The organism is Candidatus Spechtbacteria bacterium (assembly GCA_016188605.1).
Taxonomy (GTDB): Bacteria; Patescibacteriota; Minisyncoccia; order Spechtbacterales; family JACPHP01; genus JACPHP01.
Map to the genome: position 1 here is coordinate 1 of JACPHP010000003.1, position 25,218 is coordinate 25,218.

At 44.2% G+C, this 25,218-nt stretch carries 16 protein-coding genes, 2 tRNA genes and 1 pseudogene; 5 read left to right on the forward strand and 14 right to left on the reverse strand.

The genetic code is table 11. The features are described 5' to 3' along the window. From HYV65_00405 to HYV65_00425, 5 genes are all read right to left on the reverse strand, one after another. On the reverse strand, positions 1 to 387 hold a 387-nt coding region (locus tag HYV65_00405; GenBank protein ID MBI2462698.1), incomplete at its 3' end, for a hypothetical protein. A 112-nt stretch (positions 388 to 499) separates the two neighbouring features. After that, positions 500 to 1,420, reverse strand: coding sequence for a hypothetical protein (locus HYV65_00410; protein MBI2462699.1), 921 nt, complete (start codon positions 1,418 to 1,420; stop codon positions 500 to 502). Next, positions 1,417 to 3,708 (reverse strand): DEAD/DEAH box helicase family protein, encoded by a 2,292-nt coding sequence (locus tag HYV65_00415; protein MBI2462700.1) that lies wholly within the window; start codon positions 3,706 to 3,708, stop codon positions 1,417 to 1,419. Before HYV65_00415 ends, HYV65_00410 begins: the two co-directional genes overlap by 4 nt. Positions 3,709 to 3,710: 2 nt before the next feature. After that, positions 3,711 to 5,405: a site-specific DNA-methyltransferase gene (locus tag HYV65_00420; protein MBI2462701.1), complete on the reverse strand. Its 1,695-nt coding sequence runs from the start codon at positions 5,403 to 5,405 to the stop codon at positions 3,711 to 3,713. A 2-nt stretch (positions 5,406 to 5,407) separates the two neighbouring features. After that, the gene (locus HYV65_00425) at positions 5,408 to 5,614 is read right to left on the reverse strand and encodes a helix-turn-helix transcriptional regulator (GenBank protein ID MBI2462702.1); all 207 of its coding nucleotides are present in this window, start codon (positions 5,612 to 5,614) and stop codon (positions 5,408 to 5,410) included. A gap of 113 nt (positions 5,615 to 5,727) precedes the next feature. Between HYV65_00425 and HYV65_00430 the strand changes: the two genes are divergently transcribed. Together HYV65_00430 and HYV65_00435 are read left to right on the forward strand one after the other, a co-directional pair. After that, the gene (locus HYV65_00430) at positions 5,728 to 6,129 is read left to right on the forward strand and encodes a hypothetical protein (protein MBI2462703.1); all 402 of its coding nucleotides are present in this window, start codon (positions 5,728 to 5,730) and stop codon (positions 6,127 to 6,129) included. Further along, positions 6,117 to 6,584 (forward strand): annotated as a pseudogene (locus tag HYV65_00435) (recombinase family protein). The gene HYV65_00430 and the pseudogene HYV65_00435 overlap by 13 nt, the downstream one beginning before the upstream one ends. Positions 6,585 to 7,466: 882 nt before the next feature. Here the strand turns inward: HYV65_00435 and HYV65_00440 are convergent. Next, positions 7,467 to 7,556 (reverse strand) — tRNA-Ser (locus HYV65_00440). 235 nt (positions 7,557 to 7,791) lie between these two features. On the opposite strand from HYV65_00440, the gene HYV65_00445 reads away from it, so the two are divergent. From HYV65_00445 to recG, 3 genes are all read left to right on the forward strand, one after another. Continuing rightward, positions 7,792 to 8,361, forward strand: coding sequence for a hypothetical protein (locus HYV65_00445; GenBank protein ID MBI2462704.1), 570 nt, complete (start codon positions 7,792 to 7,794; stop codon positions 8,359 to 8,361). A gap of 125 nt (positions 8,362 to 8,486) precedes the next feature. Further along, a tRNA-Arg gene (locus HYV65_00450) sits at positions 8,487 to 8,560 on the forward strand. An 81-nt stretch (positions 8,561 to 8,641) separates the two neighbouring features. Beyond that, on the forward strand, positions 8,642 to 10,795 hold the full coding sequence (recG, locus tag HYV65_00455; GenBank protein MBI2462705.1) for an ATP-dependent DNA helicase RecG: 2,154 nt from the start codon (positions 8,642 to 8,644) through the stop codon (positions 10,793 to 10,795). A 49-nt stretch (positions 10,796 to 10,844) separates the two neighbouring features. Here the strand turns inward: recG and HYV65_00460 are convergent, their stop codons facing one another. The 8 genes from HYV65_00460 to HYV65_00495 form a co-directional block, all read right to left on the reverse strand. Further along, positions 10,845 to 12,410, reverse strand: coding sequence for a glycosyltransferase family 2 protein (locus tag HYV65_00460; GenBank protein MBI2462706.1), 1,566 nt, complete (start codon positions 12,408 to 12,410; stop codon positions 10,845 to 10,847). Positions 12,411 to 12,498: 88 nt separating this feature from the next. Continuing rightward, positions 12,499 to 14,667 (reverse strand): serine protein kinase PrkA, encoded by a 2,169-nt coding sequence (locus tag HYV65_00465; GenBank protein MBI2462707.1) that lies wholly within the window; start codon positions 14,665 to 14,667, stop codon positions 12,499 to 12,501. A 14-nt stretch (positions 14,668 to 14,681) separates the two neighbouring features. Beyond that, positions 14,682 to 16,403 carry a SpoVR family protein gene (locus HYV65_00470; GenBank protein MBI2462708.1) on the reverse strand — a complete coding sequence of 574 codons (1,722 nt, stop codon included), beginning with the start codon at positions 16,401 to 16,403 and terminating at the stop codon, positions 14,682 to 14,684. Between the two features lie 29 nt (positions 16,404 to 16,432). Beyond that, entirely contained in the window at positions 16,433 to 17,707 is a 1,275-nt protein-coding gene (locus HYV65_00475) for a DUF444 family protein (protein MBI2462709.1), read from the reverse strand. A 101-nt stretch (positions 17,708 to 17,808) separates the two neighbouring features. Next, entirely contained in the window at positions 17,809 to 19,878 is a 2,070-nt protein-coding gene (locus HYV65_00480; GenBank protein ID MBI2462710.1) for a serine protein kinase PrkA, read from the reverse strand. Positions 19,879 to 20,204: 326 nt separating this feature from the next. Then, positions 20,205 to 21,476 carry a SpoVR family protein gene (locus HYV65_00485; GenBank protein MBI2462711.1) on the reverse strand — a complete coding sequence of 424 codons (1,272 nt, stop codon included), beginning with the start codon at positions 21,474 to 21,476 and terminating at the stop codon, positions 20,205 to 20,207. Then, positions 21,466 to 22,977, reverse strand: coding sequence for a DUF444 family protein (locus tag HYV65_00490; GenBank protein ID MBI2462712.1), 1,512 nt, complete (start codon positions 22,975 to 22,977; stop codon positions 21,466 to 21,468). Before HYV65_00490 ends, HYV65_00485 begins: the two co-directional genes overlap by 11 nt. A gap of 116 nt (positions 22,978 to 23,093) precedes the next feature. Further along, complete coding sequence (locus HYV65_00495) at positions 23,094 to 24,995, reverse strand: hypothetical protein (protein MBI2462713.1); 1,902 nt, start codon at positions 24,993 to 24,995, stop codon at positions 23,094 to 23,096. Positions 24,996 to 25,218 lie beyond the last annotated feature (223 nt).

Here is a 25,218-nt window from a genome sequence, read left to right on the forward strand (position 1 = left end):
ATTTCGGACAAAATCCGCAGGATTTTGACGAATGACACTTGCGCCTCGGCCGCGCTCGACAAGCTCGCGCGGGGCAAAACCCAAAAATTTCCTATCATTTTTATTTGCGGCTCCCCCCACACCCCCCGCCGCGAAGCGGAAATTTTGAAAGGAAGGAAATTTTTGGTTTTGCTGCCGCCGCTTCACTCCTCCAAAAAGGCTATAAGTGTAGTTTAGCATTTCTGCCAGTTTTACGCCCGCCTTTTCTCCGTCGTTTGCGTCGGCCCGAGGCGCTCCCGTCTCCGCGTTTTGTGGTAACTCGATAGTCCGCTCACACTTCGCAAGCACCTCGCACTGGCCGCTCACATTCGTTCGCGATGCCTGCTCGGCGTTGCTTCGTGTTCGCATGTGACTTCGGCGGTGTCCGTAGTAACTCTTTGTGCTTGCCCCACCCTCCCAGTGCGCGCACAAACTAAATTTTGCGTTTTGGGAGAAATTGTAAACGCAAAATTTAGCTCCCTCACTTCTTTTTTCTAGGATCAAGATGTTCTGGACCCTGCCATTCTCCACCATGTTCAAATGAATATATTGCCCCGTAAGCAAAATCTTTGCGTGTGAGTTCGGTTTTATCTTTGATTCCAAAATCAAAAAACACAAAAGTCGGGATTTCATGAGTGGCTTGCGGGTTCTCAAATGGTGGCAAAATAAATTCAAAAGCAACAGGCACCCCATCCCTATAACGTCGCCGAAACTCTGGAAAGTACGATGTCGGTCCCACCGCACACCTTTTGCCGAGAACAAAAGTAACGTGCTCTTCGGCAACCTCGTCTTCGAGAGAAGTTTGTCGAAGTTCTTGTTTTGCTTTGTCAAAGAAACCTCTTGCCATTGGTCTTTTCGGGTTTGGATAACAAAGGAATATATATTCGTCTGACTTAGTTGCCACAATTCTAATCTGCACATTCTTATCTTCATCTTTGTAAGAATTGTTTGTCCATTGTAGAAACAAGCTCGCGATTTTTTTGGCATAATCAAGGTCAGAGATCATCATAGAAACCAAGGGGATATCATACTCTCGGTTTGGCGGAGATGCATAACCGAAACCAATGCCAAGCCATTTGTTATTATCAATTTCAAAATCAGGTAACGCATGAATAAACACCATAGGGTGCATGAAAACAGTTTTCTCAATGACTAAGGTAATTAGGTATATAGCGAGTCCAAACAAAAAAGCTACCCATACCGACCCAAACACGATAAAGGCCGACAGTAAACCTACGACAGTAAAAATATATTTCAAAAATCGCACCTTTTTGCGCTGATGATTTGGTATGACAATGCGAAAAGATTTGCCGTCTTTTCTAATTTGGTATCTTGCGCGAATACGATTAAAGAAAAGCGTAATACGTCGCCGTATATGCCTGAACTTTGAATATAAAGTCATTTGCTTAAATCAAAAACATCCCAGCCCTTGAGGGATGAATCGTACGAATATTTAGCGTTGCGGTTAATTTTCCAGCCGTTTGGTCCGTCTTGAACGGCAATGCCGCCGTCAAAGCCCTTTCTGCCTTTTAGCCACGCTTGCAGGGCTTCCGCCTTGTATTTCGTGTCATTGCTCTCGGCAGTAATTCCGGCCTTTGTATCAACAATCAAAACGCCGTTTTTCGTCTTTACGATCCAGTCAGGATAAAAGAGTTTTTCCTTGTTCTCGTCGGGATTGTAAAAGGAAATTGAAAAGTGTTCGCTTCCGGTGTCGCCGTTTTTATGCCACCAAATAACACTTTTGTTTTTGGGAGATTCGAGGAAATCAATAAATTTTCTCTCATTGTTTGTACCTCCAAATAATCCAGCAGGGATTTTTTCAAACCAAAACGGCTCCATTGCGGACTTCTTAACATTCAGCTCCTCATATTGGTCGGTGAAGAATAACGCCTCGCGCGGTATTACAATATGCTCCACGCGCTTCGCGCGTGCCGCCTTTTTATTTACTTCCTGCTCGCGGAGTGGACGATATGCCAAAAGCGCGTCGCCAATGACTGGCGCAAGTGCACCTGCCTCGCTTACCAAGTCGTTCACGATAATTTTGTAAGCGTCAGCGCGAGAAATTTTGAGTTTCTCCATCAGGTAAATATTCAGCGCGGTCTTGAGTTTTCCCCACGAACGCTCCGGCGCGAATTTACGGTTTTCGTCGGTTTGCTTGGCGACAATTTTGAAGCACAACAAGTTATACAGCCGTTCAAGGTCGTGGCGGGACATTTCCTCGTCATAACTTCCGCCCTCCTCAAACAGCTCTTTGGTGAAATTGTCGTAATCATCAATTTCCACGCCGACAATCAAGCCGTTTGTTACTTTCGGCTTTAGATTGAGATTCTTGGTGTCAAATTTTTTGTCCGCCACTTGCTTGAATGTCATCTGGAAAGAATCGCCCAAGTCGTTATAGTCCGCGCGTGTCATAAAGACAGATTCCAGCTTTAGCGGCTCAACATTCTTTTTGCGATAACTGCCATTGATCGCCGGACGATTTTCGGTTTTGGATTTAGCATATTCCGCCAAAACTTCATTGCGCTTGTAGTTGGTGTAGAGATAACCAAGATTGAGTTCGGGATGGGCAAAATGCATTCCGAATGGCATACGCAAAATGCGCCCGACGGTCTGTATCGCAAAAGTCGGATTCTTAATTTCGCGGAACATCACCAAGACACCTGCGCGCGGACAATCCCAACCCGTCGCGGCGGCTTGCTTGAACAAAAGGAACGACACCGGCGAATTGCTTTTCTCCAAGTCCTCTAGATTTTCTTTTTCTTTGGATAGCCAAACGGCAATCTCGTCGCTCTTTACGCCTTTGCGTTTTAGATACTCCAACACAATCGTTTGTTTGGTTGTATCACCGGTTTCCTTTGTCGCTTGGTCGTCATTCGGGAGCTGAATCAAAACAAGCGGATTGACTTCAATACCTAGTTTCTTGTACAGCTCAATCAACTCTAGTCGTTTGTTATAAGCAAGCTCCAAAAGCATTTCGTCTTGGTCGAGTTTCTTGACCGCTTTTTGCTTCAAATCTTCCTCTGTTTGAAATATAATTTTTTCTTTAATCAGTCCCGCCTCAACAACATCGTTTCGCTTAACTTCAACATATCCGGCGGTGTCGGCGCGAGTAGGGATGTATTTCGGCGTGGCCGACACGCGGAGCGTAATTTTTGGTTTGATAAGACCCTCAACGACTTCCAGTGCAAGGTCGGTGTCGCTTCCGATATGTTCCTCATCAATAATTACCACAATCTTGCGCCCCGCTTCGTGCGTTTCGTTGATGAAGTTATCAAAAGTCAGTCCTTGCTCGTTTTCGCGGCGCAATTTTCGGCTATCTTTGCTTTTGCCTTTAATTTTCTGCCAGTTTATAAAAAAGACATCGTTTTGGCGTAGCTTCTCGCGCGATAGGTCATTGAGGTCAATTAAATCAAGCTCGCTCGCGCCGCCATAGTAATCAAAAAGTTTTTTCTTGCTCTGCTCGTATGAGTCCTCGCTGAACGAGAACCACACAAACGCCACATCGTTGCCCGCAAAACGCGGATCACTCACGATGTCGCGCAAAAATTGCGCCAGCATTATCGTCTTGCCGCTCCCGGTCGGCGACTTGAGAACGAGCGGGATATTTTGATTCGGCAATTTCCACAAGCTCAAAAATTCGTCTTTGAGCTGTGATATTGCCGTTTCTTGGAATGGTTTTAGCGCAAACATAGTTATATCCGGTTTAGTTCTTTGTAAACTTCAATGATCGGCTCTGGAATATCCTCGACCCTGATATTCGTGCTGGAATACTCGCCTTTGTATTCGTTCTTGCCCCAACTGAAAATATATAAAGCCGTCGGCAGATTTTTCTTTTCCAGTTTTGCTATAAGCTCGGCGAGTTTTGCCTTATCTTCCTTGAAATAAATCGCCACGAGTTTTCCTTTTCCCTCAAAAATTTGCCACCAGTCATTTTTCTCCACTTCGTTGAGCGCGTCCTCACGGACGGCTATCATTTCGCCTGCTTCATAGGTAATGCGGATTTTTGCGTCATCCGGCACTTTGTGGATGTTTTCAATATCAATTAAATCAGTTTGATAGTAGAAAAGATTGCTCGGGATACCCTCAACATCGTCATATCCTTTTATCGCTTTTTTGATACGCGGATAGCAAATGTCCGTCGCAATTTTTTTACCCGTTCCATTGTTATCCTCATTATTGGTGCAAATGATAAACTTACGGCTTCCGCCGTCTTCGGCATTAAGATTAAGAACGGCGTGGCCAGTTGTTCCCGAACCGGCGAAAAAATCCAAAATTGTTATATCGTCCGATACAGAAGCCATCTCAACGATACGCATTATCATTTCAACAGGTTTCGGATAAGCAAAGATTTTTTCGCCTAACATTTCCTTTACTAGCAAGGTTCCTTTTTCTGTGTTTACATCTTTGTCATCCCAAATCGAACGAGCCATTTTTTCTTTTTTTCGATATTTTTCAACGATTTGGTAACCGCCGTCTTTCATTTTTTTGGCGACTATTTCAGTGTTGAGATTCGCAAGCGATTTTGGCTTTCCCCATCTCCAGACAGTTTTTTCACCTTGAGATTCTTTTGGGAATAACTCAACCCACCCCTTGTGTTTTTCTAATGAAATTTCAAAAAATCCATTATCAAGCTCCTTTTTGGGATTGATATAAAAGGAATAGTAAAGATTTGGGCGGTTTCGTATGTTGAATGCGACATTACGATTTCTCAACTCTCTGATTTCAAAACCACCCCGCTTATCTTCGTAGGGAAATTCCTTACCTTCTTCCGTTATGCTTAAAATTTTTGATTCTAGTGTTTTGGAATAGACCAAGATATAATCGTGCGTCCGTGCAATGCCACCGTAATCGCGTCCACGAGGATTACCTTTTACAACGATTGTTGCTCGATAGTTTGCTTCGCCAAAAACCTTATCGCAAAGTATGCGCAAGTGGGCTTGTTCATTGTCATCAATACTGATAAAAATTAGTCCTGTTGGTGTGAGCAAATCACGAGCAAGAACGAGGCGATTGCGCATAAACGAAAGCCACTTACTGTGCCGATATGCGTCCTCCGTATCAATATATTGGTCGTTGTAAATAAAATCATTATTGCCAGTGTTGTACGGCGGATCAATATAGATGAGATCAATCTTGCCTTTGTGCGTGTAGTTGAGGACAGAAAGTGAGTGATAGTTGTCGCCCTCAATAAGTAAGTTGTCTGTAAAGCCGTCACCAATATTGATACGATTTTTGACGACTTGTTTTAAAACCGGCACTTGCTTTTGACATTGCTCAACGACATCTTCCTGCTTGTCCTCAAAACGCAGCCCAAGATTGTTTTTCTTGAGTTTCCTGATTTGAGCTTCTAGCTCTGCCACTTTCTTTTGTAAATTATTGTCCGTCATAGTTATTTCAAAAGCTCGTCGCTTGTTACTCCCAATGCTTGGGCGATTTTTTCAATGGTGGCAAGCGTGGGATTGCCTTTGCCAGCTTCAATATTGCTCATTTGAGCACGATCAAGCCCGACCGCGCGGCAAATGTCGCCTTGCGTCATATTCTTTTCCTCGCGTATGCGCTTGATGTTTTTACCAAGTTTGGAAGTTGGGGTTTTCATATTCACAGATGTATTATAGCCAAATATTGTGTCCTATGACAATAATGTGATATATTACAAGTATGTTGAATTTGAAGCGGCGGCAGCAAACCCAAAAATTTCCTTCCTTTCAAATGTTCCGCTTCGCGGCGGGGGGTGTGGGGGGAGCCGCAAATAAAAATGATAGGAAATTTTTGGGTTTTGCCCCGCGCGAGCTTGTCGAGCGCGGCCGAGGCGCAAGTGTCATTCGTCAAAATCCTGCGGATTTTGTCCGAAATCCAATTTTCACTTTTTGTGAAATCGTAAGAAACAGCCTCGGCGCAAAGCGCCTCTGCATGGTATTTTTCCGCAATTTTAAAGGCATTTTTGAAATCGCACGCCAGCGTGCGGTCGGCAATGCGGAAGTTCGCAGTGCGAAGCTCTGGCAAAATGAAATTTTGCAAACCAATCTTTTTTCTTTCGCTTTCAGCGAAAGGTTGAGCGTATTTTTTCTTGATTGCCCAAAAAATAATTTAAAACCAATATGGACAACATAAATTTACAAACCAAAAAGATTTTTCTCTATGCTCGTAAATCCACTGACGAACCCGAAAGACAGGTTTTGAGTATTGAGGCGCAAATGTTTGAATTGCGGGAATATGCGAAAAAAGAAGGACTGAATATCGTCCGTGAATTCGTGGAAAGCAAAACCGCCAAAGAGCCTGGCAGAGAGATTTTTAACGATATGGTGGCAAGCATAGAGAAAAATGAAGCCGAGGGAATTTTAGCGTGGCACCCCGATAGATTGGCGAGAAATAGCATAGACGGCGGACGAATTATCTACCTCGTAGATACTGGAAAAATTACCACGTTAAAATTTCCTACTTTTTGGTTTGATCCGACACCACAAGGAAAATTTATGTTGTCCATCGCTTTTGGGCAATCAAAATACTATGTGGATAATCTTTCGGAAAATATAAAGAGGGGTATTCGCCAGAAACTCCGAAATGGAATATGGCCCGCTTGGGCGCCACTTGGCTATGTGAACGACAAGAACGCCCGCTGTATCGCTATGGATAAAGAAAAGGCAAAGTATATCAAGCGGGCTTTTGAAATGTACTCAACTGGCGAATACCCCCTCGCTCAAATCCGAAAGATTATCAATTCCTTGGGCTTGGTTGGCAAGAAAGGCAAAATGCTTTCCGTCTCAAATTATCAACTGAAACCTTATGTGTATAGAGGATTTTTCCGTTGCGGAGAGTGTAGTTGTTTTATCACTACCGAAACGCAAAAGGGACATAACTATTTGCGATGCACCAAACGGAATAATCCTTGCTCACAAAGATACGCAAGAGAAGACACCATCACTTCTCAAATAAAAGAAGAAATCAAAAAAGTTTCTTTGTCTTCCGCTTGGGCAAATGCTTCAATCAATTATTTTGAAAACGAGAAAATGAAACTTGCCCAAGCGGAAAGCTCTTTCGCCCAAAAAGCGAGAGATGAGCTTGTAGAAATAGAAACAAAACTTGATCGCCTGCTTGATTTACAACTGGACGGCAATTTGTCGCAAGCGGAATATACCGCCAAAAAACACAAGCTCATTCTCGCTAAAAAAGATTTGGAAGAAAAAATATCGGCTTTTGGGCGAAAGAGCAATAATCGGTTCGAACTTGCCATTGCCTTTCTAAAAGACACCAACCAAGCCGAAAAATACGCTCAACAAGAAAATCCCGAACGGATTCGGGATTTTCTCAAAAAGATTGGTTCGAACTTTCGCATTGCCGACCGCACGCTGGCGTGCGATTTCAAAAATGCCTTCAAAATAGCGGAAAAATACCATGCTGAGGCGCTTTGCGCCGAGGCTGTTTCTTACGATTTCACAAAAAGTGAAAATTGGCGGAGAGGGAGGGATTCGAACCCTCGGAAGGCTTGCGCCCTCAACAACTTAGCAGGTTGCTGCTTTCAGCCACTCAGCCACCTCTCCGTACTAAAATTTTCAATTTTTTCAGCCATAGGCTGATCCTCCGCCAGAGGCGGGCAGGCGCCTCGGGCGGAAATTTCTAATCAATTTAGAATAACTTAATTTTCAAAACGACTGGTATCTATAATATATATTCGTCATTAAAAATCGTGGTATTGATTGCTAAATCATAGCTTAATCCCAGTCAAATGGCAACCCGAACGATTGAGATGTTTTCCTAATATTGTATAATAAATACATGGACAATAAACCAATGAAAAATTTATCTGACAAAAAATTGCTGATGCCGCCAACGCCATCACTGCCAAACCCAACTCTTTCACTCTCTTCGTCTGTACCAGAGCAAATTTCTCCCTCCAAACCAGCTCCACTTATGCGGTGGAGAGTTTACGCGCACGAACCAAATAAGGAAATTTTATGGGGCAGACTAGCTATTATAGGCATCGCTGTTTTAATACTTGCCGGTATTTTTATTCTTCAAAAAAATTATACTGGCGCCACAACACTTTTGATTGCCGGCGCTCTCGCCGCGTTATTTGTTTCCCGCCGCCCTCCAATTATTTCGTGCGAGCTATATCCGGAAAGCGTAATTTTTCAAAAAGATAAATATCCTTTTTCTTCTCTGCAAAATTTTGCCCTTACATTTGATAGATTAATTCTATTTCCCAAACAAGATGAAAGCAACATTCAAATTCCCATAGAACCGGACGAACGAGACGACATCCGTAGCATGCTCGCGCCTCGTCTTGAAGAAATTGAATACGATCCAACGCTCCTTGACTTTTTGCATAATTTCTTTAAGATTTAACGAGGTAACGTTATGCATATGGCATCGTCAGTCCCGTAATTGTCTGCTGGGCATTCGTGGATCGGTAAGCTTAAAAGCTCTGTTACTTTACACGTTTTTCTTTTTTAATAATTTCTGCATTTTGTGTCCCAGTAGCTCAGCTGGATAGAGCGTCAGCTTGCGGAGCTGAAGGCCAGAGGTTCGAATCCTCTCTGGGACACATACTAGAAAAGAGCTGCCTCGCAATTGTGAGGCAGCTCTTTTCTTTTTACCGCCATCTAATTTATGCTATCCTTTAACTATGCGACTTGACACTCCAATTGAACAACTAGAACGAATCGGGCCGATTTACCGGGCACGCTTGCACAAGCTTGGCATCAAAACTATAGGCAATCTGCTTTTCCATATTCCCCACCGCTACCAAGATTATTCTCAAATTACCCCGATTCGCGACGCCACTCTCAACGACATTGTTACGGTGCAGGGTAAAATTCTTTCCATTGAGGCAAGCCGCACGTGGAAAAAGCATCTGCATCTCACCGAAGCCATTATCCAAGACGAAACGAGCGCAATAAAAGCGGTGTGGTTTAACCAGCCTTATCTATCACAAAATCTTAAAGAAGAAATGTATGTTTTACTATCAGGAAAAGTAACTTTAACAAAAGATTCGCTATGCCTTTCAAGCCCAGTGTATGAAATATTGGGAGACGGCGAAATTACAAAAAACGACACTTTGCACACTGGCCGCTTGGTGCCAATTTATCCTGAAACAGCCGGTCTTTCTTCGCGCTGGCTGCGCTATGTGATACACTCGCTTCTTCCAATCGCAGACAATATTCCGGACTATCTGCCAGATGAAATTCTTAGGCGGCAAGATATTCCCGAACTTGCCCGTGCATTAAAAACCGTGCACTTTCCACATTCATTAAATGACGCTGAACGCGCTAAAAAACGCTTGGCCTTTGGCGAACTTTTCCTTATCCAAACTGTAGCTCTAAAAGAAAAATACCGCCTGCGCCAAGAACACGCCCCACAGATTACTACCGATGTTGAGCTTGCCAAGAAATTCGTCGCCTCGCTTCCCTATGCTCTTACTGATTCACAACGCGCCACCACTTGGGAAATATTACAGGACATGGAAAAGCCATATCCAATGAACAGATTGCTTGAAGGCGATGTCGGCTCCGGCAAAACTGTCGTGGCGGCATTTGCCGCAATGCAGGCAATAAACGCGGGATATCAAGTTGCTTTCATGGTGCCCACGGAAATTTTAGCTGAACAACATTTTCGAGCGCTCACCGCTTTGCTTTGCAATAAAAAAACCTTTGCCCAGCCCTCAATAGCGGCGCTGACGAGCTCCAGCCATAAAAAAACTTCGCGTAAAATCTCTTACGCGCCTTTTGTAATTTCCAAGGAACGAGTCGGAAAAGAAACGCTCGCGGGAGACATAGATATTGTCGTGGGTACACATGCACTAATTCAAGAAACAGTTAAATTTAAAAACCTAGGGCTGATTATTATTGATGAACAACACCGCTTTGGCGTGGAACAGCGCGCCGCGCTAGCGCGGCAAAAGGACGGACCGACCCTCCGCGAAAACCGCGGAGGGTCGGTCCGTCCTGCAAAGATTATTCCGCATCTTCTCTCAATGACCGCAACCCCAATTCCCCGCACGCTTTCACTCACAATATTCGGAGACTTAGATCTTTCGCTGATTAAGCAATTCCCAAAAGGCAGAAAGCAAATAATTAGTAAGTTAATTCCACCAGCGGACAGATATGAAGCATATAGATTTATTGAATCTCAAATCCACGAAGGCAGGCAGGCGTTTGTCATCTGCCCGCTGATTGATGAGTCGGATAAGCTAGATGCTAAAGCCGCTACCAAAGAATTTGAAAAATTGCAAAAAGAGATTTTCCCGCATCTAAAAATCGCTCTTATTCACGGCAAAATGAAAGGCAAGGAAAAAGAGAAAATTATGCAAAGCTTCAAGGAAAAAGAAGCTGATATTTTGGTGGCAACGTCAGTGGTTGAAGTTGGCATTGATGTGCCGAACGCGTCGGTAATGATTATTGAAGGGGCGGACCGATTCGGACTCGCGCAACTATACCAATTTCGCGGCAGGGTTGGTCGCGGAGAGCACCAGTCGTACTGCTTCCTTTTTACAGACTCATCCGCCAAAACTACAAGCCAACGCCTTAAAGCCTTACTTACGGCAAAAAACAGTTTTGAGCTCGCGGAAAAAGATTTGGAAATACGCGGACCTGGCGACTTTATTGGTTCGCGTCAATCTGGCATACCCGACCTTGCGATGGCTTCGCTAACTGACTTTGAATTTGTAAAAGAAGTACGCAAAGAAGTAGAAAGCGTATTAACGAGTGATCCAGAACTAAAGAATAATCACCTGCTTCGCGAAAGATACGAAAATTTTAGACGAGAGATACACTTTGAATAATTGATGCTTACGTGGGGTATCGGATACCCCACGTAGGGTGAGGTTAGGTTTATTTTCTGTGTTTCTCTGTCACCCAAAATCCCAAGTATCGCCCCAGCATCAGCCGAGTGTGCGCTTCAATTGCCGGCAACACACCAAAGAATATCAACGTAACGGGAATAAAAAACCATTGCAGAATCATCATCACGTATTTCCATTTTCCATACTGCGGCGGACGAGGAGGAAGAATCTGTATGCTCAAATATGCAGAGGATATAATGCCTATCATCGCAATTGTCAGCAGTACGCGCAGTACGCGCGGCAAACTATACGAAAATAACGAACGGTTGAACTCATCTCCGCCAAAAAATAACGGCAGCCAACCAAGCGCGAAAAGAAGCATGGCATGTGTTGCCCAAGAGTAAAAACCCTCAATTACGGGAAAGGCATACTGCCAAAAAGCACTGAAGGGAATCTCTTTGCGCTTTTTCCAGTACCCAAATATAAAATATGGCACGTCTGCCACGCCATACGCCCAGCGGCGCTGTTGAAGATAGATATTGCGCAAAGTACGCCAAAAAGAACGGGCGACGTTTGCGTCCATTTTAACAGGATAAAAAAGAGATTTTACGCGATAGTCACCGTTATAAAACAAAAATGCCTGCCAAAAAACGCGCGAATCCTCTGACACCACATTCGGCTGCCAGAATCCAATATCAACCAATGTCTGAAAAGACATGGAGTGCGACGAGAAAGTCAGATGCTTCTCCGGCCGCTCTTGATTCATGGTGTGCCAAAAAGTTGAAGAAAAGGCGATAACGCGCGAAATGGGCGGAGCCTCCCAGATGTTATTTATGAAAAATGGCACCGGCTGATAACTTGTGCGCAATGGTTTCTCTACTGTCAAATAATGATACGCGACACAAGAAAAATAGTCCTCATATACTACCGTGTCTGAATCTAAAGATGAAACTATCACGTTCTGATAAGAAATACTCTTCTCATCAATAAATTCTTTAGCGCGCTCGCCCGCCCAGCGTTCGTTTGAACCCTTGCCAGGAATCTCGCCCTCCAAACCACGCTGATGAATTGTTATCATCAAATGGCCGAACTTATGCTCAAATTCTTTTCTTAAGCGCTCGGCAACGGCCATGCTTTCCTCGCCCCCCGCCTCTTCCATAGCAAGCACAACGATCATTTTCTCTCTGGGCCATGTATTTTTTGCCAGCGCCTCAACCGCAGGAAAAACCACCTCGTATGGCTCCTTATATATAGGTAGAATAATGAGCTGCCACAAATCGCGCCAATCCTTTACATCAACATGAAAGTTAGCAGGGCTAAGACTATCTAACTCCAAGGTCCAGTTGCGCATCTGGTAGTCCTGCATTCGCGCGTAGGCAGAACGTGTATGAAAAGAGAAATAAACAACTTTAAATATCCAATACAGAGCAAAGGCAAGGATAAACACCGATACCCAGAGCGGCTCAAGCCAAGACAATAAAAAAGCCAAAACAAAAGTTCCCCAAACAAGCGCGCCGGGGATTATCTCTAATATGCGGTAGACCGTCCGTTCGCGCGGATCGCGCAAGTCGTCGGCTCTGCCGATAGATAAATAATACGGATATTGATTGCTCATTCCTTTACTATTTCATACACTTAAAACACTATTTGGACAAGAAAAACCCCGCAGTTGCGGGGTTTTGAATTAAATAAATAATTCTTTTTTACGACAAGTTCTTTTCAAGAACATAGAGGCAAATCTCTTTTGCCCCTTGCTCGGTGTATCCAAATTTTCTCATTAGATTTCCAATCATGTACGTAACGTGTTCTTGTATTCGGGTATCAAAAGTCTTAAATCTAGCGCTGCCGAATGCCCTGACAGCCTCTTTAAAATTTTCATTTTTTACAAATGGCTGAAGTACTTTCTCTTTTATATTCCTTGCATAAGAGTTCAATAGCTCCTTATATAAATCGGAGTTGGTTATAGCGCGTCGATGGTCCTGTGCAACAACCTCAATATAACGTTTCTGAGTTTCTTTCGCAAAATTTACAGCCCCGGCGTCACCCATTTGCGTGCCGGTGATATAACTGCCCACAAGTTTCAGAAACTCAAGAGTAACAATCATGTCTTTTCCAGTAAACTGACACGTTGTTCTTACGCCAACGTCATAATTGATAGCCCACAGATAATTCAAAACATCATCAGAAATCTGCTTTCTGTTCTCAAAATAAAGCGCTTCCTTAATTTGGCTTACGACTTCATAGTCATACCAACCCACGAGCGAGACGATAAAAGTTTGCGCAAAAAGCTGAACATCCTTTCCTGTTTTTCGCTTGAAGAATTCAGCCACCTGATTCATGGTAATCAACTTAGTTCTGGATCGATAGCGACTCATAAATTCGCTCAACAAACGAATAGAATCTCTACCAGAAAATCCTTTAATTCCTTCGCGCTCGGCTTCGGCAATCATTTTTCGTCTAATCTGAGGCGTAAGGGTTTTCTTATCTTCTTCAGATAGCCAGGGTGGAATTATGCCCATATAAATTGCTATGCGCAACAGAAGGCCTTCGGAATCACAGTACTTTTGATATTTTGTTAGGTCCTTGATCCATTCCTTAAGCGCGGCAGACTCTTTATTCATTCGCGAAGATATTACCACTCTCGCGAAATTTCCAAGTACATTCGGAAGAAAAAAAGAACCAATGCCAGCTCCAAAAATGCTCTGATAAACCGCCACTTCAATACCAACTTCCAAAATATATGGAACCGTGGTGTATTGAATTCTGGCCTGAAAAGATTCTAATTTCTCTTTCTCTAATCTCTCTTTATCCTCGGGGTTCATCAAGGCAAAAAAAATTGAACTCACCCGTTCTTCTACTTCGCCAACCTTGTGAACGCCTTCGCTAATAACATTGTGAAGCTCCAGGAGCCTTTCGTAATTATCGCCCTTAATATCCATCAAGACATAAATGCCGTTATTTGTCATGGCACTCGACGAGAACACATACTTGACAACATTAACGCCTAAAATTTTATCGAGCTGCTGTTGGATACGATCTTCCTTTAAAGCTATGTCCTTAACAGGCCTATCGCCGGGATTAAATACACTGATGCCCTGACTCAAACGCCTGTCAAAACGATAAGGCCGCACACGTACCATTTTCATAACTTCTTCAAACGAACCCAATTTGTCAAACAAAGCCCAGAATATAGATTTGCATATCGTGCAAGCTTCTTCTTTGAATGCCCAATCGTATTCTTTCCCAGCAAAGATCCTATTTACTACGTCGGGTGGACTTTCGACAAGAAGCTCTCGCAAAAATTCCGCGCGATATTGCTTGGGAATAACCAATATTGGATGGTCGTGACTTGGGCAAGGGACTTCAACCGCCGCGCGCACATCTACTGGCGCATCTTTGTCTCCTTTTATGTTCCACACGACTTCAAAGCTTTGGCCCTCTTCCGCGTCAGTATACGCCTCAAACTTTTCTAAAAGATTATTGAGAAATGTGCTTTTGCCACATCCCGGAGGCCCTTCAAAGATATAAACCCTATTCTGCTGCGCGCCAGATGTAAATGACCTCACGAGCCGAACAAACCTGTTCGCAAAAAGTCTATCCGCAAAAAAAGGATTGTCGCATCCTTCAGCTAAAAGTTTTGAACAATCATATTTGATTAAGCTAATTGACTCTGGATCGCCGGGATACTCATCCACTCCTTCACCGACAAAACTTGCAACCATATCTTCGAAAAGCTGAAAAATGCTACGCAGGACTTTCTGGGGATTTTCCCTTGTTAACTCCAAGAACTCCTCAAAGCTCAGCGGGGTCCTTCTTCCTCTGCGCGACATTTCTGCTGCTAATAATGCAAGGGCATTTTTCGTCCCGTCCATAGTTATTCCCTCCCTTATCCTTTGGAAAGAACGGTTCTGGTGATTTTCTTTCCTTCGCAAGTGTAAAGAACGCGGTCTTTTTTAACTGTCGAGTTTGGCTGACCGCTAGCAACTGGCGCTTGATAAACATAATGGTCGCCGCGATCAATTTCAAATTCCGTAGTCTCAAGCTTTACTGCTTTCCCGCCAGTAAAATACGAAAGCCCAATTAAAACCGGGGCAATATACCTTGTAACAAGCGACCTGCCTTCGTAAACATGATTTAGATAGATCCCGCCGGGTTTCGTTGCCTTGCTCTCGTCAATCACTACATAGGGAGGATGGTATAGCAACCGATTCAGTTGTGCTCTATAATCCCTGCCGCTCTTTGACTTAACATAAACTTCAGCGCTGCCATGCGCGATGCTCTCGAGAGTAAGGCGCATCCCGGCAACAAAAAGATTATGCCTGTTAACAAAGTCCTGAAAATCATCATCGGAAAGAAAGTTGATCAGCATATGATCATTAAGGTTTCTTCGTGCCTCAAATAGCACCTTTTTCCCATATTCTTCGCCCAGAGCTTGATCGTAATGATTCCTAGTTTCGGCGTCTTGGATCAATTGATAGGCGTAAGACAATTTTCCTTTACGCGCCAGTTCTTCAATAAACTCAAACAAAAGCTTGCCGATGATGTAAGGGTTGCTGCCAACTCTTGGATGAAGCATCACGCCTGAATTGACTACGCTAAAATTAATCTCGTGACCGTTCAATCGCTCGTCGGTCATGAACAATCGCTCATGCCACAAACTCGCCCATCCCTCATGGCAAATCTTTGTTCTAATTTGGGGCTGGAAATAGAGAGACGTTCTACGCACTACCGCAATCACATCTTTCATCCACAAATTTTCTTCTCTGTCTAAAAACTCGGAATTTTCCATAAGATAAAGCAAAATATCGCCTGTTGGAACCCTCTTCCTTTTTTGCGTTTCACGTTTTTTAAACGTACTGTCAAATTCTGGAAATTTGCTTCTAGTCTTCTCATCACTAAAGAAAACAGCCTCGCCGAGCTTTTCTCCAAGCCGCCTAATGCACTCGCTGTAACGTTCTACTTCCTCGTAATAGACTCTCAATGCAATACTGTTGTCATCGTGCTTGCGCCGCAAAAATTCGCCAAAATAAAAACTTGATTTCTCGGAAAAAGTTCCAGAAGCACGCTGCATCTCTAGGGCATCGGCTTCTTCTAGCTCCGCGTAATAGCCGACAAGATTGTCCGCGGCTCTAGCAAACTCAATCACATAGTCAACCCATCTTTTCTCCGATCCCAATTCTTCGCGGATTCTGTTGATTAATCGCTTGTCTGCCAAGGCCTGACCGCAAAAATCATCCTTCCACGTAGCCCTAAAAAAAATGTTATTCATATCCATGTCTAGATGGCCTAGAACATGATAGAAAATCATTGCGTTGAGCCAGTCGGGGTTATTGTCGTTATAGAACGATATACCGGGTCTCGTGTTAATGGTTGTCTCGAATGGATTGTGAGGATATACATCGTATAACCATTTATCTCTGAGAACTTCCACGTCATGAACCCAATAATCATAAAGCGTAGGAATCATAATCTTGGGAGACAGTTCGATCATGTCTTGATTAGTAACGATATATTCCAATGTTTCTCCGTGAATAATGAGTCCAGCGGCTCTCGCCCTTGCTTTGCATTCTTCCATAATTTGCTTTGCTTTTTTGTCAATGAGATACATTTTTGCCTCCTTGGAAACCCTGCTTTTTCTTAATCTTGGGCAATCAGTACTTTGATAGCTTCAATGTTTTCTTCATCAGTTACGTCTCGACTAGACATTTTATGAATCCTAAAAACATCTTTCTGCTCAATGAAATTTGCTCTTTTCACATATTCTTCAAATCGAGTATCTATATCCCTAGCCCAAGGACCTTTCATTACAGAAACCCCCATACGGTTAACATAACCAAGAATCTTTTTAATTTCCGGAATTGCTTGTGTGCCATCATCAAAGTCATCGCCGTCAGTGCCCTGAAAAACATAAATGTTATAGTCTCTGGCCAGTCCTTCACCCTCAACAATTTCATTAATCTTTTTGTATCCCGAGGCAATTAAAGTTCCACCGCCCGCGCTTTGCCGAAAATACCCCAGAGCTGAAACTTCTTTTGCACCCGTATCATGAACAATGAATCTGGGAATAACCAGACCCTCGTACTGGAACAAAAGCCAGGCATAAATCATTAGATGCTGTGTAACAACGGCTTTGGTCGGCTCGCCCATCATAGAGCCAGAATAATCTCTCAAGAAAAATACAATTGCCTGAGACTTCCATACCCGTTCTCTTGATAGAACTCGATAAATTTTGTCTTGAGGTCCAACTATAAGCTTAGCAGGATCGATATTGCCTACATCCGCGCGGCCAAGCGCAACGTTTGTGCGCACAATACGTAGAAGCGTAGCTTTTTTATCCAAAAGCTGACCTGAGCCAGGATGCCTGTCGGTCAGATCAAAGATATATTCGTCGGTTGGAACTTTCTTGCCTTTATCTTTGAGATTAGGCAGCTTGAACTCTTCCGAAAGTTTCTTGCCTAGCTCGTAGGCCTCACTCTCAACACCATGATTGCCGTCACCTTGGCCGGCTCGCGGATCATCTCCCTCTTCATCGCCATCACCTTCGCCATCGCCAAGGGTCGCGTAGCCAATAACATCTCCAACTTCGCCCTCTCCCTGTCCTACTATATCAGGGAAATCATCATCTTCTTCTTCATTAGGTTCAAAATCTCCATGAATTAATTGCTCTTCTTCCACATACGGCACCATTATGATTCGTCCTGGGCCTGCAAGTGTCCTACGGATTTTAATCTTCTTGGGGAATCCGTCTTTTTCTCTTTGCGCATCTATCTGTAGAAGATCATCGAGCGACACTAGCGACATTACTGGGCTAGGGGTGGAAGATGCGTATAAGCCAAGTTTGTGCATATACCGTAATATTGCCGATCGCTTCATGCCATCAATATCAGATTCTGTCATAAAATCATTTTTCATTGCACCTGCCTCCTTCGTAGCGCTACGCACGACATCGCAATAAACTTACAAATAGATAAAATGAGCCGGACCTATGCCCGGCTCATTCTTGGGTTTTTATTTTATGCCTCATCTTCCTTGGTGCAGAAGTATTCAATAGTCTTCTGAGCGCAAGTCGAACAGTAATTCAACTTATCTAGCATGGTTCCAATCATCCTATTGCGAATCTTAGCATTTTCTTCATTGGTCGGATTAGCTAATGCGCCAACCAAGCTACCAGCTCCCGCAACATCAGATAGCAAACGCACGTCGGTTACGGCCTTAACTAAATCCTGGCTGTCCATGAAGTCATAATTTGGATCGACTCCAATTTTCTGGCCGTAAATCTTGCGAATCGTGTTTTGATACGACTCTTTGCGCTCTTTAGTTGTAAGGCCAAGCCGCGCCTCAACAGAATCAACGAACGTCTGATCGATCTTAATTGACTTAACTTCGCCAGTCTGTGGGTCGCGATATCGCCACATTTTTTCCGGACCAAGACTCGCCGAGTCCATACCGATGACCATATTCACATATGCCAGAACATCCTTGCGAACTGCATCAGGGTCGTCGCGATAGGCATTAAAGATTGCGGTTTTTACCTGCTCACGATATAAACGCCGAGCAGTATCAAGATCCTTCATATACTTTTCACGATCAGTCGCTTCTGAAACGTAATCAAGAATAATGCGTTTCAAGGCCGTAAATACATCCTTGGCAAACATGCACTGGCCTTCGTCGGTAGTTGTCATGGCGCCAAGAATCTGCAACGACCTGCCAAGGTCACGATGTCCTAAACCCTTCTGCCCCCAACGCTTGGTAACATCGGGGCTCGCGTTAGCAACTTCTCTGACCTCAGCCAATGCTCCTACGCTTTTATCACCGGCAATCTCGCCAGCTTCAAGCTTCATTGTCTCAATAGGGGTCAACTTCGTAGAGTGCAGAAGCCGTGTTAGAACAACGCCAACAGAAGCAGCATAAATAAGGTTAGGATCCTGATGCATCGGCTCGCCTAGAATCGTAGTCCTAACGCCACCACCTAGAGAATACCCGGTCAATTCCTGCTGTAATTTGTAGTCGGTGTTGTGCGATACATAAACAATTCGGCAACGATCTTTGATTGGCGATTCATCTTTTTCTGATACGAACCTGTTATATGCCTCGTTGTTGCTAGTGGCAATAATCAAAGCATCGATAGGCCATATGAAACCGTCTACTTCGATGTTCCTGCTTTGGATAACCTGCAAGTAGATCTGAACCAGGTCTTTTTTATTCCTGAAAAGCTCATCGGAAAAATGAATACCGCTGCCAGCAACTCGAGCCAAAGCTCCTCGTTGCAAGTCAAACTTATTTGGATCACCCAATTTCAAAAGCAAAAGGTGCTGAAGAGATTCCTCTCCCAACAGGTCAACCGACGAAGAAGTAATTTTGTCTTTGGCCGAATATTTCCCGGTAACAGTACCTTGGCTCTCGCTCATTGGCACGGGAACAACGCAAATGTGCCGGAGCGCTTGCTCCACATTGCCGTCATAATGCTCGAGTAGCGCGCTCCACAGATATTCTGTTGAAGCGCCCAGTGGCCGTCTGTACGTGTAAAGACTATCAATAGCCCTGTCGCTAAAACCCATGCGAGCAATAAATTCCGCGCTTTCATCCTTATTACCCAAAAGGTTCATTGCCAAGATCATAGGATCTTCAAAGTTTAAAGAGTGCAGATCTGCAGCTCTTGGATCATAACCAAGAGCATCATCCAGGCCTACGAACTTAAAAGTATATTTGCGGTTTCCAAGTACTGACAGAAACTGACGATAGTAAGAACATATATAATCCACGAAAGCGGTTTTACCGTTTCCAGGCTCACCAATTAGAACCAATGCCATCTCTTTGGCCGATCCGCCTTCGGCAGCATCTTTAATGAAATGAACGCACTCATTAATTTCGTCGTACCAGCCAATAATGTGCCTCGACCCTTGCCGAAAAAACAAAAAATCATATACTGTTCTTCCACCACGAGAAAGCTTAATAAATCCTTTTTCCTGGATCATCCTATTAACACTTTGAGCTGCTGTTTCAAACCTTCTATTTCCAGCCAAAAATTCTTGAGCATGGAAGTTTAAAGTCTTATTATCTGGCACTAGAAGTTTCTGCGACATGACTGGTCTCCTCCTTGCTTGGATATGAAATTATAAAAGATCGCAATTACTGGAAATAAAAAAGGGCATTATGAGAACATTGCCTCTGCAAATGTTAACCCTCCTCTTTAGAGACCCCTCCTCATTGAAAGAATCTCCTTAGGGATAGAGTCGACACCGAGAGAACGTCTCAGCTTGCCCTTTCCTTTCCAGGAATATCAAAGCTATTTGCTCTGACTAATTACAGTGTAACGTGTGCCATAAAATTGTGTCAACTTCCCATTGGAAATAAATCATGTTTAAATTATTACAAAGTAAAACCCCCGCGGTTATGCGGGGATTGTGTTTTAAAAATCTCTTATTCTAAATCCATTTTTTCTGTCATATGTATGTCGAATCACCCCTTTCTTCGTGGCAATGATTACTTCAATCGGAATTTTCCAAAGACTGTACATTAGCTCCAGAGCGCCCCTGAGCATTTTTGGCTCAAAGACCTTGCCCTGATAAGTGTGGAGTAGCACAAGCCGTCCTTCAGTATCAGGTGTTTTTACAATACGAACTGGAAGATTGGGCGCGTATCCTAAACATTCAATGAATCTATCGCTGACTTTTTTCCATCCTCTTTCATCGGAAATATCAGTGATGCGAATCCGCTCTGCAACTAAATAAATTTCTTCGTGTTCGTCACCCGGCGCGGGACTCCAAGAAAAAAGACTGTTCTCTTGCGCAATTTTTTGATCGAGGAACCGCGCAACAAATGTCACATCGTGCATAGTATCGCGCGCATGAAATAATGCTTCCCTGCCGTAATTGCTGTCAATCGCCTCAAAAAGCACGGACCCTATTTGCTGTAAATTCAAACTTCCTGGTTTGGGAAATGCGACAGTCTCTTCATGCGCCTGCCTGCATTGCGCGAAAAGATCGTCTGATACACCCGCCGCCTCCACGATGCGCGTCGCAAAAAAAGAAGCGTATCCTGCCATCATTAACTTTGTTTCTATTCGCGGCAATAACCATTTCCATTCATCGTGCACAATGCGCAAAATATCTTTCTGCCAATTCTCCAGGACCGTACTTGCAAAAATTGTCTCTTCAAGCAAATCGCACGTCTTGTCCCCCCAAAGCGCGGAATGCGAGCATTGATAGCGCATTGCATGCGCTGCTGTCAAAACATGCTCCACTTTCTCATATCCTATAGCGTCGTCATTTCTATATTGGCTAATACGTTCTGAGTTTGTCCGCGACCTATCCCATACATCGTCTGGCACATTGAACCAAGCACGATTATGGCTTACAAAATCGTTCAGCGCAAGAAAGTATGCCAAAAAAAACAGCTGGCCCCCGAGAGAAAAATCATACGGCATAAACGCGCGAGGCTCTATGCCCATCGCCATCAAGTCACAAAAATAAATTCTCTTTCCGTGATGGAAAAAATCTGCATTTTTGCCAAACGACCAATGGCTATATTTGCGCGGCCCGCCGTTCATTGCTGCTACGGCTTCTTGCTGGCGTTTATTTACTATATATATAGTAGGATCGTTTGCCGGCACGCTCAAATTCATACCTATGGCAGCTTGCTTAAACTGCTCGTAATAATCTACGAGTATGTTATTGCTCATTACCACTTCTCCTCTTTTCGCAAAACTCAATCAATAGCGTAAATGCTTTGCCCGCGCCCTCATGATCTCCAAAGCGCGCTGCGACAATATTGCCTTGACCCCGAGAAGCCACATCTAGAAATTCTTTGATAGCGGTGAAAGAACCGGTCGGCGATTTGGTCTTTGGATCACGTATCGTCCCATCACCATCCACGCATACAAGCGAACTGGCAGCTCGCCCCATAAACGGATCGTAGTCCGAATAATTAGGGCCGATATGCCCCACTTCAAAATATCCCATAATATCGGTAACTAACGCCAGTCTTGCAATTGCTTCGCTTAGAATGGCTGGATTCTTATCTTCCTCTTCTTGTTTTTCGCCATCGCTTAAAATAAACACGAATTTATTCCATTCAATGCCGGAATATTCCTTTTCCAGAATATTTAATGCCATGTTAAGGCCACTGGAAATAATTGTCCCGCCGTTCGCAAAGCGATGGAAAAATTCCCATTCCGCTTTTTCGCCCGCATGGCGCTTGGCTTCTCTATCAAACGTAATAAAAACCAAATCGACGCGATCGTGTTCCATGCGAATTGCGCGAAGAAGATGCATGCAGAATACGCGAATAAGATTTAAGATTTCTTCTTTTCTCGTGCTATGTGAAGCGTCTCTCACAAAAATCACCACGGCATTGCTTTTATATTCCTCTCTGGATTCATGACGAATATAGCGCAGGTCTTCTTCGCTAAAATCATCGTCCCCATCGCCAATGCGCTCCATTCTTTTTTCAGATGTCTTGCGTTTGTGCAGCTGTGCTTGCGGACCGCGCATTCTCACGCCATAGGGACGACCTTTCGTACGAACTCGCAAGGCGCCTAAATTTGTTGTGCGCAAAAGAGGAAGATGGAATTGCTCAGCTATCGCATCAAGCAGTTGCTCAATCCGCACATTTTCCTCAAAAGCAACGCCTTCAGGATTTACACCCGCCCCCTGCGCCCCGTCAGTGAATTCTGGATCCATTTCATCATCGGGCCAGTGCGGAAAATCCATTTTCTCTGATTCTTGACCGGCTTCTGTAATAGGCACGCGTCCGAGTTCTTCTCCTCTACGAGCCGTCTTACTCTGGCCCACCCCAGAGCTCTGCTCGCCAAAACGTGAAGGCTTCTTTTTATTGCTGCTCGGACTTTGTGGCATCTCGCCTCGTTCATCGTTTCCGCCAGCAAATTCGCCGCTACCTTGTACCTGCTCTTGAGACTCCATAACCAAATCACTATACTCTTCTGCTTCATAACTCCACTCGTCGCCCGCATGATCCACGAACAACAAGCGCGATTCAGGAAGCGCAGGAACCTTGAGGGATATAATCCCGCCAGTCAAAATCCTGGTCAGCCCCACTTCATTTATTTCCATAAGCCTTGATGCGTTAGCGAATATACCGACCAACGCACGCGCTCGATGATCTTCTCTTTCATATGCTAACGGGTCTGGAGATTGCGCAATTGATATAACGCGCAAAGCCATTTCGTTCCTCCTTCAAAATTAGATCTAAAAAATTAGGATATTACTTTTTTCTGCATTTCCGTAGACGAGATACGTGTGAGTAAAAAAGGGTGCTCCGAGCACCCTTTTATTTTAGTTTATGCTAACGGCTCGCAGGCCTTCTTAAGATTCCATGCAAAACATACCGGGCAATATTTTGTTAATCCTTTTCGTGCCCGCAAAGTATTTTTCTGCTCGCGCGAAATTAAAGAACTTGAAAAAAACCAGGACATGATCTCGAGCACCCTGCTCATATTAGTTCTGTTATTTCCGTTGACGCGAGGGAGTCTATCCAACTCTTCACGCAATTCAACTGCTATGTCTTGCGCGCTTCGCATACGATTTACTTCCTTAAAAATTTCAGGAATAAAGCCTGTTTCTGTTAGATGGTTAATAAAAGATTCTCGCGCGCGCCTTTCAAATTCAACCGCGAGAAACCCATTAACAGCATCGCGCATACGAGTAAGCCATACACGCTCGTCGCCCTTTGTGCGCACAAGTCGATTGGTCAATGACTTTGTCAGTGATGCGCGCGCGTCATCAAGTGTAACACAAGTTGCCTGTTGCTCCTCGCCGCTCAGAACACCCGGCATTTCTACGCGGCTGAATGACGACTCCAGCGCCCTCTGCAAGAATCGCGTGGAAAAACCTTGGAACCCTTCGTCGGGGTGATTTGCCCTGCGCTCCGCAACACGTTCTTCAGAACCCTCTCCCCCATCACCATCAAGAAGTTTTAACAGCGCGAATACTTCATCAGGCTTCATTGGCACAGTTTTGTCAGATTTTACTTCTTCTTCAATGCGCGAGTATACCGCAACTGATGCTAAGAAGTCTTCTGTTTCTGGAGCACGATGCGCGCGAACAGAACGCTGGCGTAAAATTTTATCGTGAATTTTTCTATCTTCACTGACAGCCATTGCGTAACGCACGGGCTGAACAACCATTCTATCGAAAAGCGCTTCCTGATCAGGATTGCGGCTTTGCCTTTCAAACTCAGACAAATTGGAGTGTGCGATAATTACAAAATCTGAAGACATAGTGGTACGATATCCCGGGGAGGGGTACCGATCGTCTTCCGTGGCAATAAGCATAAGATGGAGAGCTTCTTGAGGAGCCTTAAACATCTCAATCCACTCAATGACTCCGCCGGTTCCTCTATTAAATGCGCCACTAAAATTCATAAGCCTGGCTGAACCTGCGTCATATTGACTCATTAAACGAATTTTCTCACTGCCAATAAGAATTTCGATACCCATTGTATTGGGGTCAAATGGCGGAATCTTTACAAGTCCTTGACCGCGCCGCGCGGAAATTCTTTTTGTTACAATCGGAGTATCTTCCCATTTATTCCCAAGCCCCGACAAATGTTCGCTACACACTGGGCATACGTCTTTTGTAGGATGAATGGCGTGACCAATCTCGCGCGAAATTTTCCCGCGGAGATGAAGCGGAATTGCCCAGAGCGGGGAATGATTAACGGGGCACTGCTCACTATCGGGCCATTGAATGACAAACATCGCGTCATCAACAATAAGCTGCTGAACAGCTTCTACAAAACGCGACTTGCCAACCCCGACTCCGCCCTTCAAAAAGAATATATTTCTGGAGGTAATACCACCCTGCGCCGCGTTACTCAAAAAAAGATAAAATTCGTTGAGCACTTCCTCAAAATCGAAAAAAGATTGCGCCAAATACGTAGGAATAATCAACTGGGAAAGCGGTCCTTCTTTAGAAAGACCGAGCGCTCGCGCGCGCCGCGGATTTGTTTCGTGACTTACGATAGTAAGCGCTGGCACGCCCTCGGGCAATCCCGGGGGATTAACGCACACACGTCTAAAAATCCTTTGAGCCGCATTATCAAATACCCATGGCTCGCTACTGCCAAGCTCAAGAAACCCTAATATTGACCCCCTCCAATCCTCCCATCTCGACTTTGCCGCCGCACGCTCCTTGCGGTCTTCATCAATAAGCTTTTTAAGCGACTGAATAATGGCGCCCATTTATCCTCCCATCTTTTCCACAAATCATGCCTTAGCATTTCTTGCTACAAGCGCACTAAAGCACAAGTTGTAAAAGTACGTGACTGGCTACATTATAGATAGAAACGATAATTATGCAATGGCTATATATTTTTTCAAGCTTACGCGTAAGGCATGCACATGTATCTAGACAAATAAATCAAGGCGTTATATAACTGCAAAAGTTACGTTTCTTAACAACAGA

Coding starts and splice junctions, on each gene's coding strand:
- HYV65_00430 (MBI2462703.1), top strand. CDS start 5,728: ATGTTCCGCTTCGCGGCGGGGGGTGTGGGGGGAGCCGCAAATAAAAAT.
- HYV65_00415 (MBI2462700.1), bottom strand. CDS start 3,708: ATGTTTGCGCTAAAACCATTCCAAGAAACGGCAATATCACAGCTCAAA.
- HYV65_00460 (MBI2462706.1), bottom strand. CDS start 12,410: ATGAGCAATCAATATCCGTATTATTTATCTATCGGCAGAGCCGACGAC.
- HYV65_00410 (MBI2462699.1), bottom strand. CDS start 1,420: ATGACTTTATATTCAAAGTTCAGGCATATACGGCGACGTATTACGCTT.
- HYV65_00485 (MBI2462711.1), bottom strand. CDS start 21,476: ATGAGCAATAACATACTCGTAGATTATTACGAGCAGTTTAAGCAAGCT.
- HYV65_00475 (MBI2462709.1), bottom strand. CDS start 17,707: ATGAAAAATGATTTTATGACAGAATCTGATATTGATGGCATGAAGCGA.
- HYV65_00470 (MBI2462708.1), bottom strand. CDS start 16,403: ATGTATCTCATTGACAAAAAAGCAAAGCAAATTATGGAAGAATGCAAA.
- HYV65_00445 (MBI2462704.1), top strand. CDS start 7,792: ATGGACAATAAACCAATGAAAAATTTATCTGACAAAAAATTGCTGATG.
- HYV65_00480 (MBI2462710.1), bottom strand. CDS start 19,878: ATGTCGCAGAAACTTCTAGTGCCAGATAATAAGACTTTAAACTTCCAT.
- HYV65_00420 (MBI2462701.1), bottom strand. CDS start 5,405: ATGACGGACAATAATTTACAAAAGAAAGTGGCAGAGCTAGAAGCTCAA.
- HYV65_00495 (MBI2462713.1), bottom strand. CDS start 24,995: ATGGGCGCCATTATTCAGTCGCTTAAAAAGCTTATTGATGAAGACCGC.
- HYV65_00465 (MBI2462707.1), bottom strand. CDS start 14,667: ATGGACGGGACGAAAAATGCCCTTGCATTATTAGCAGCAGAAATGTCG.
- HYV65_00490 (MBI2462712.1), bottom strand. CDS start 22,977: ATGGCTTTGCGCGTTATATCAATTGCGCAATCTCCAGACCCGTTAGCA.
- HYV65_00425 (MBI2462702.1), bottom strand. CDS start 5,614: ATGAAAACCCCAACTTCCAAACTTGGTAAAAACATCAAGCGCATACGC.
- recG (MBI2462705.1), top strand. CDS start 8,642: ATGCGACTTGACACTCCAATTGAACAACTAGAACGAATCGGGCCGATT.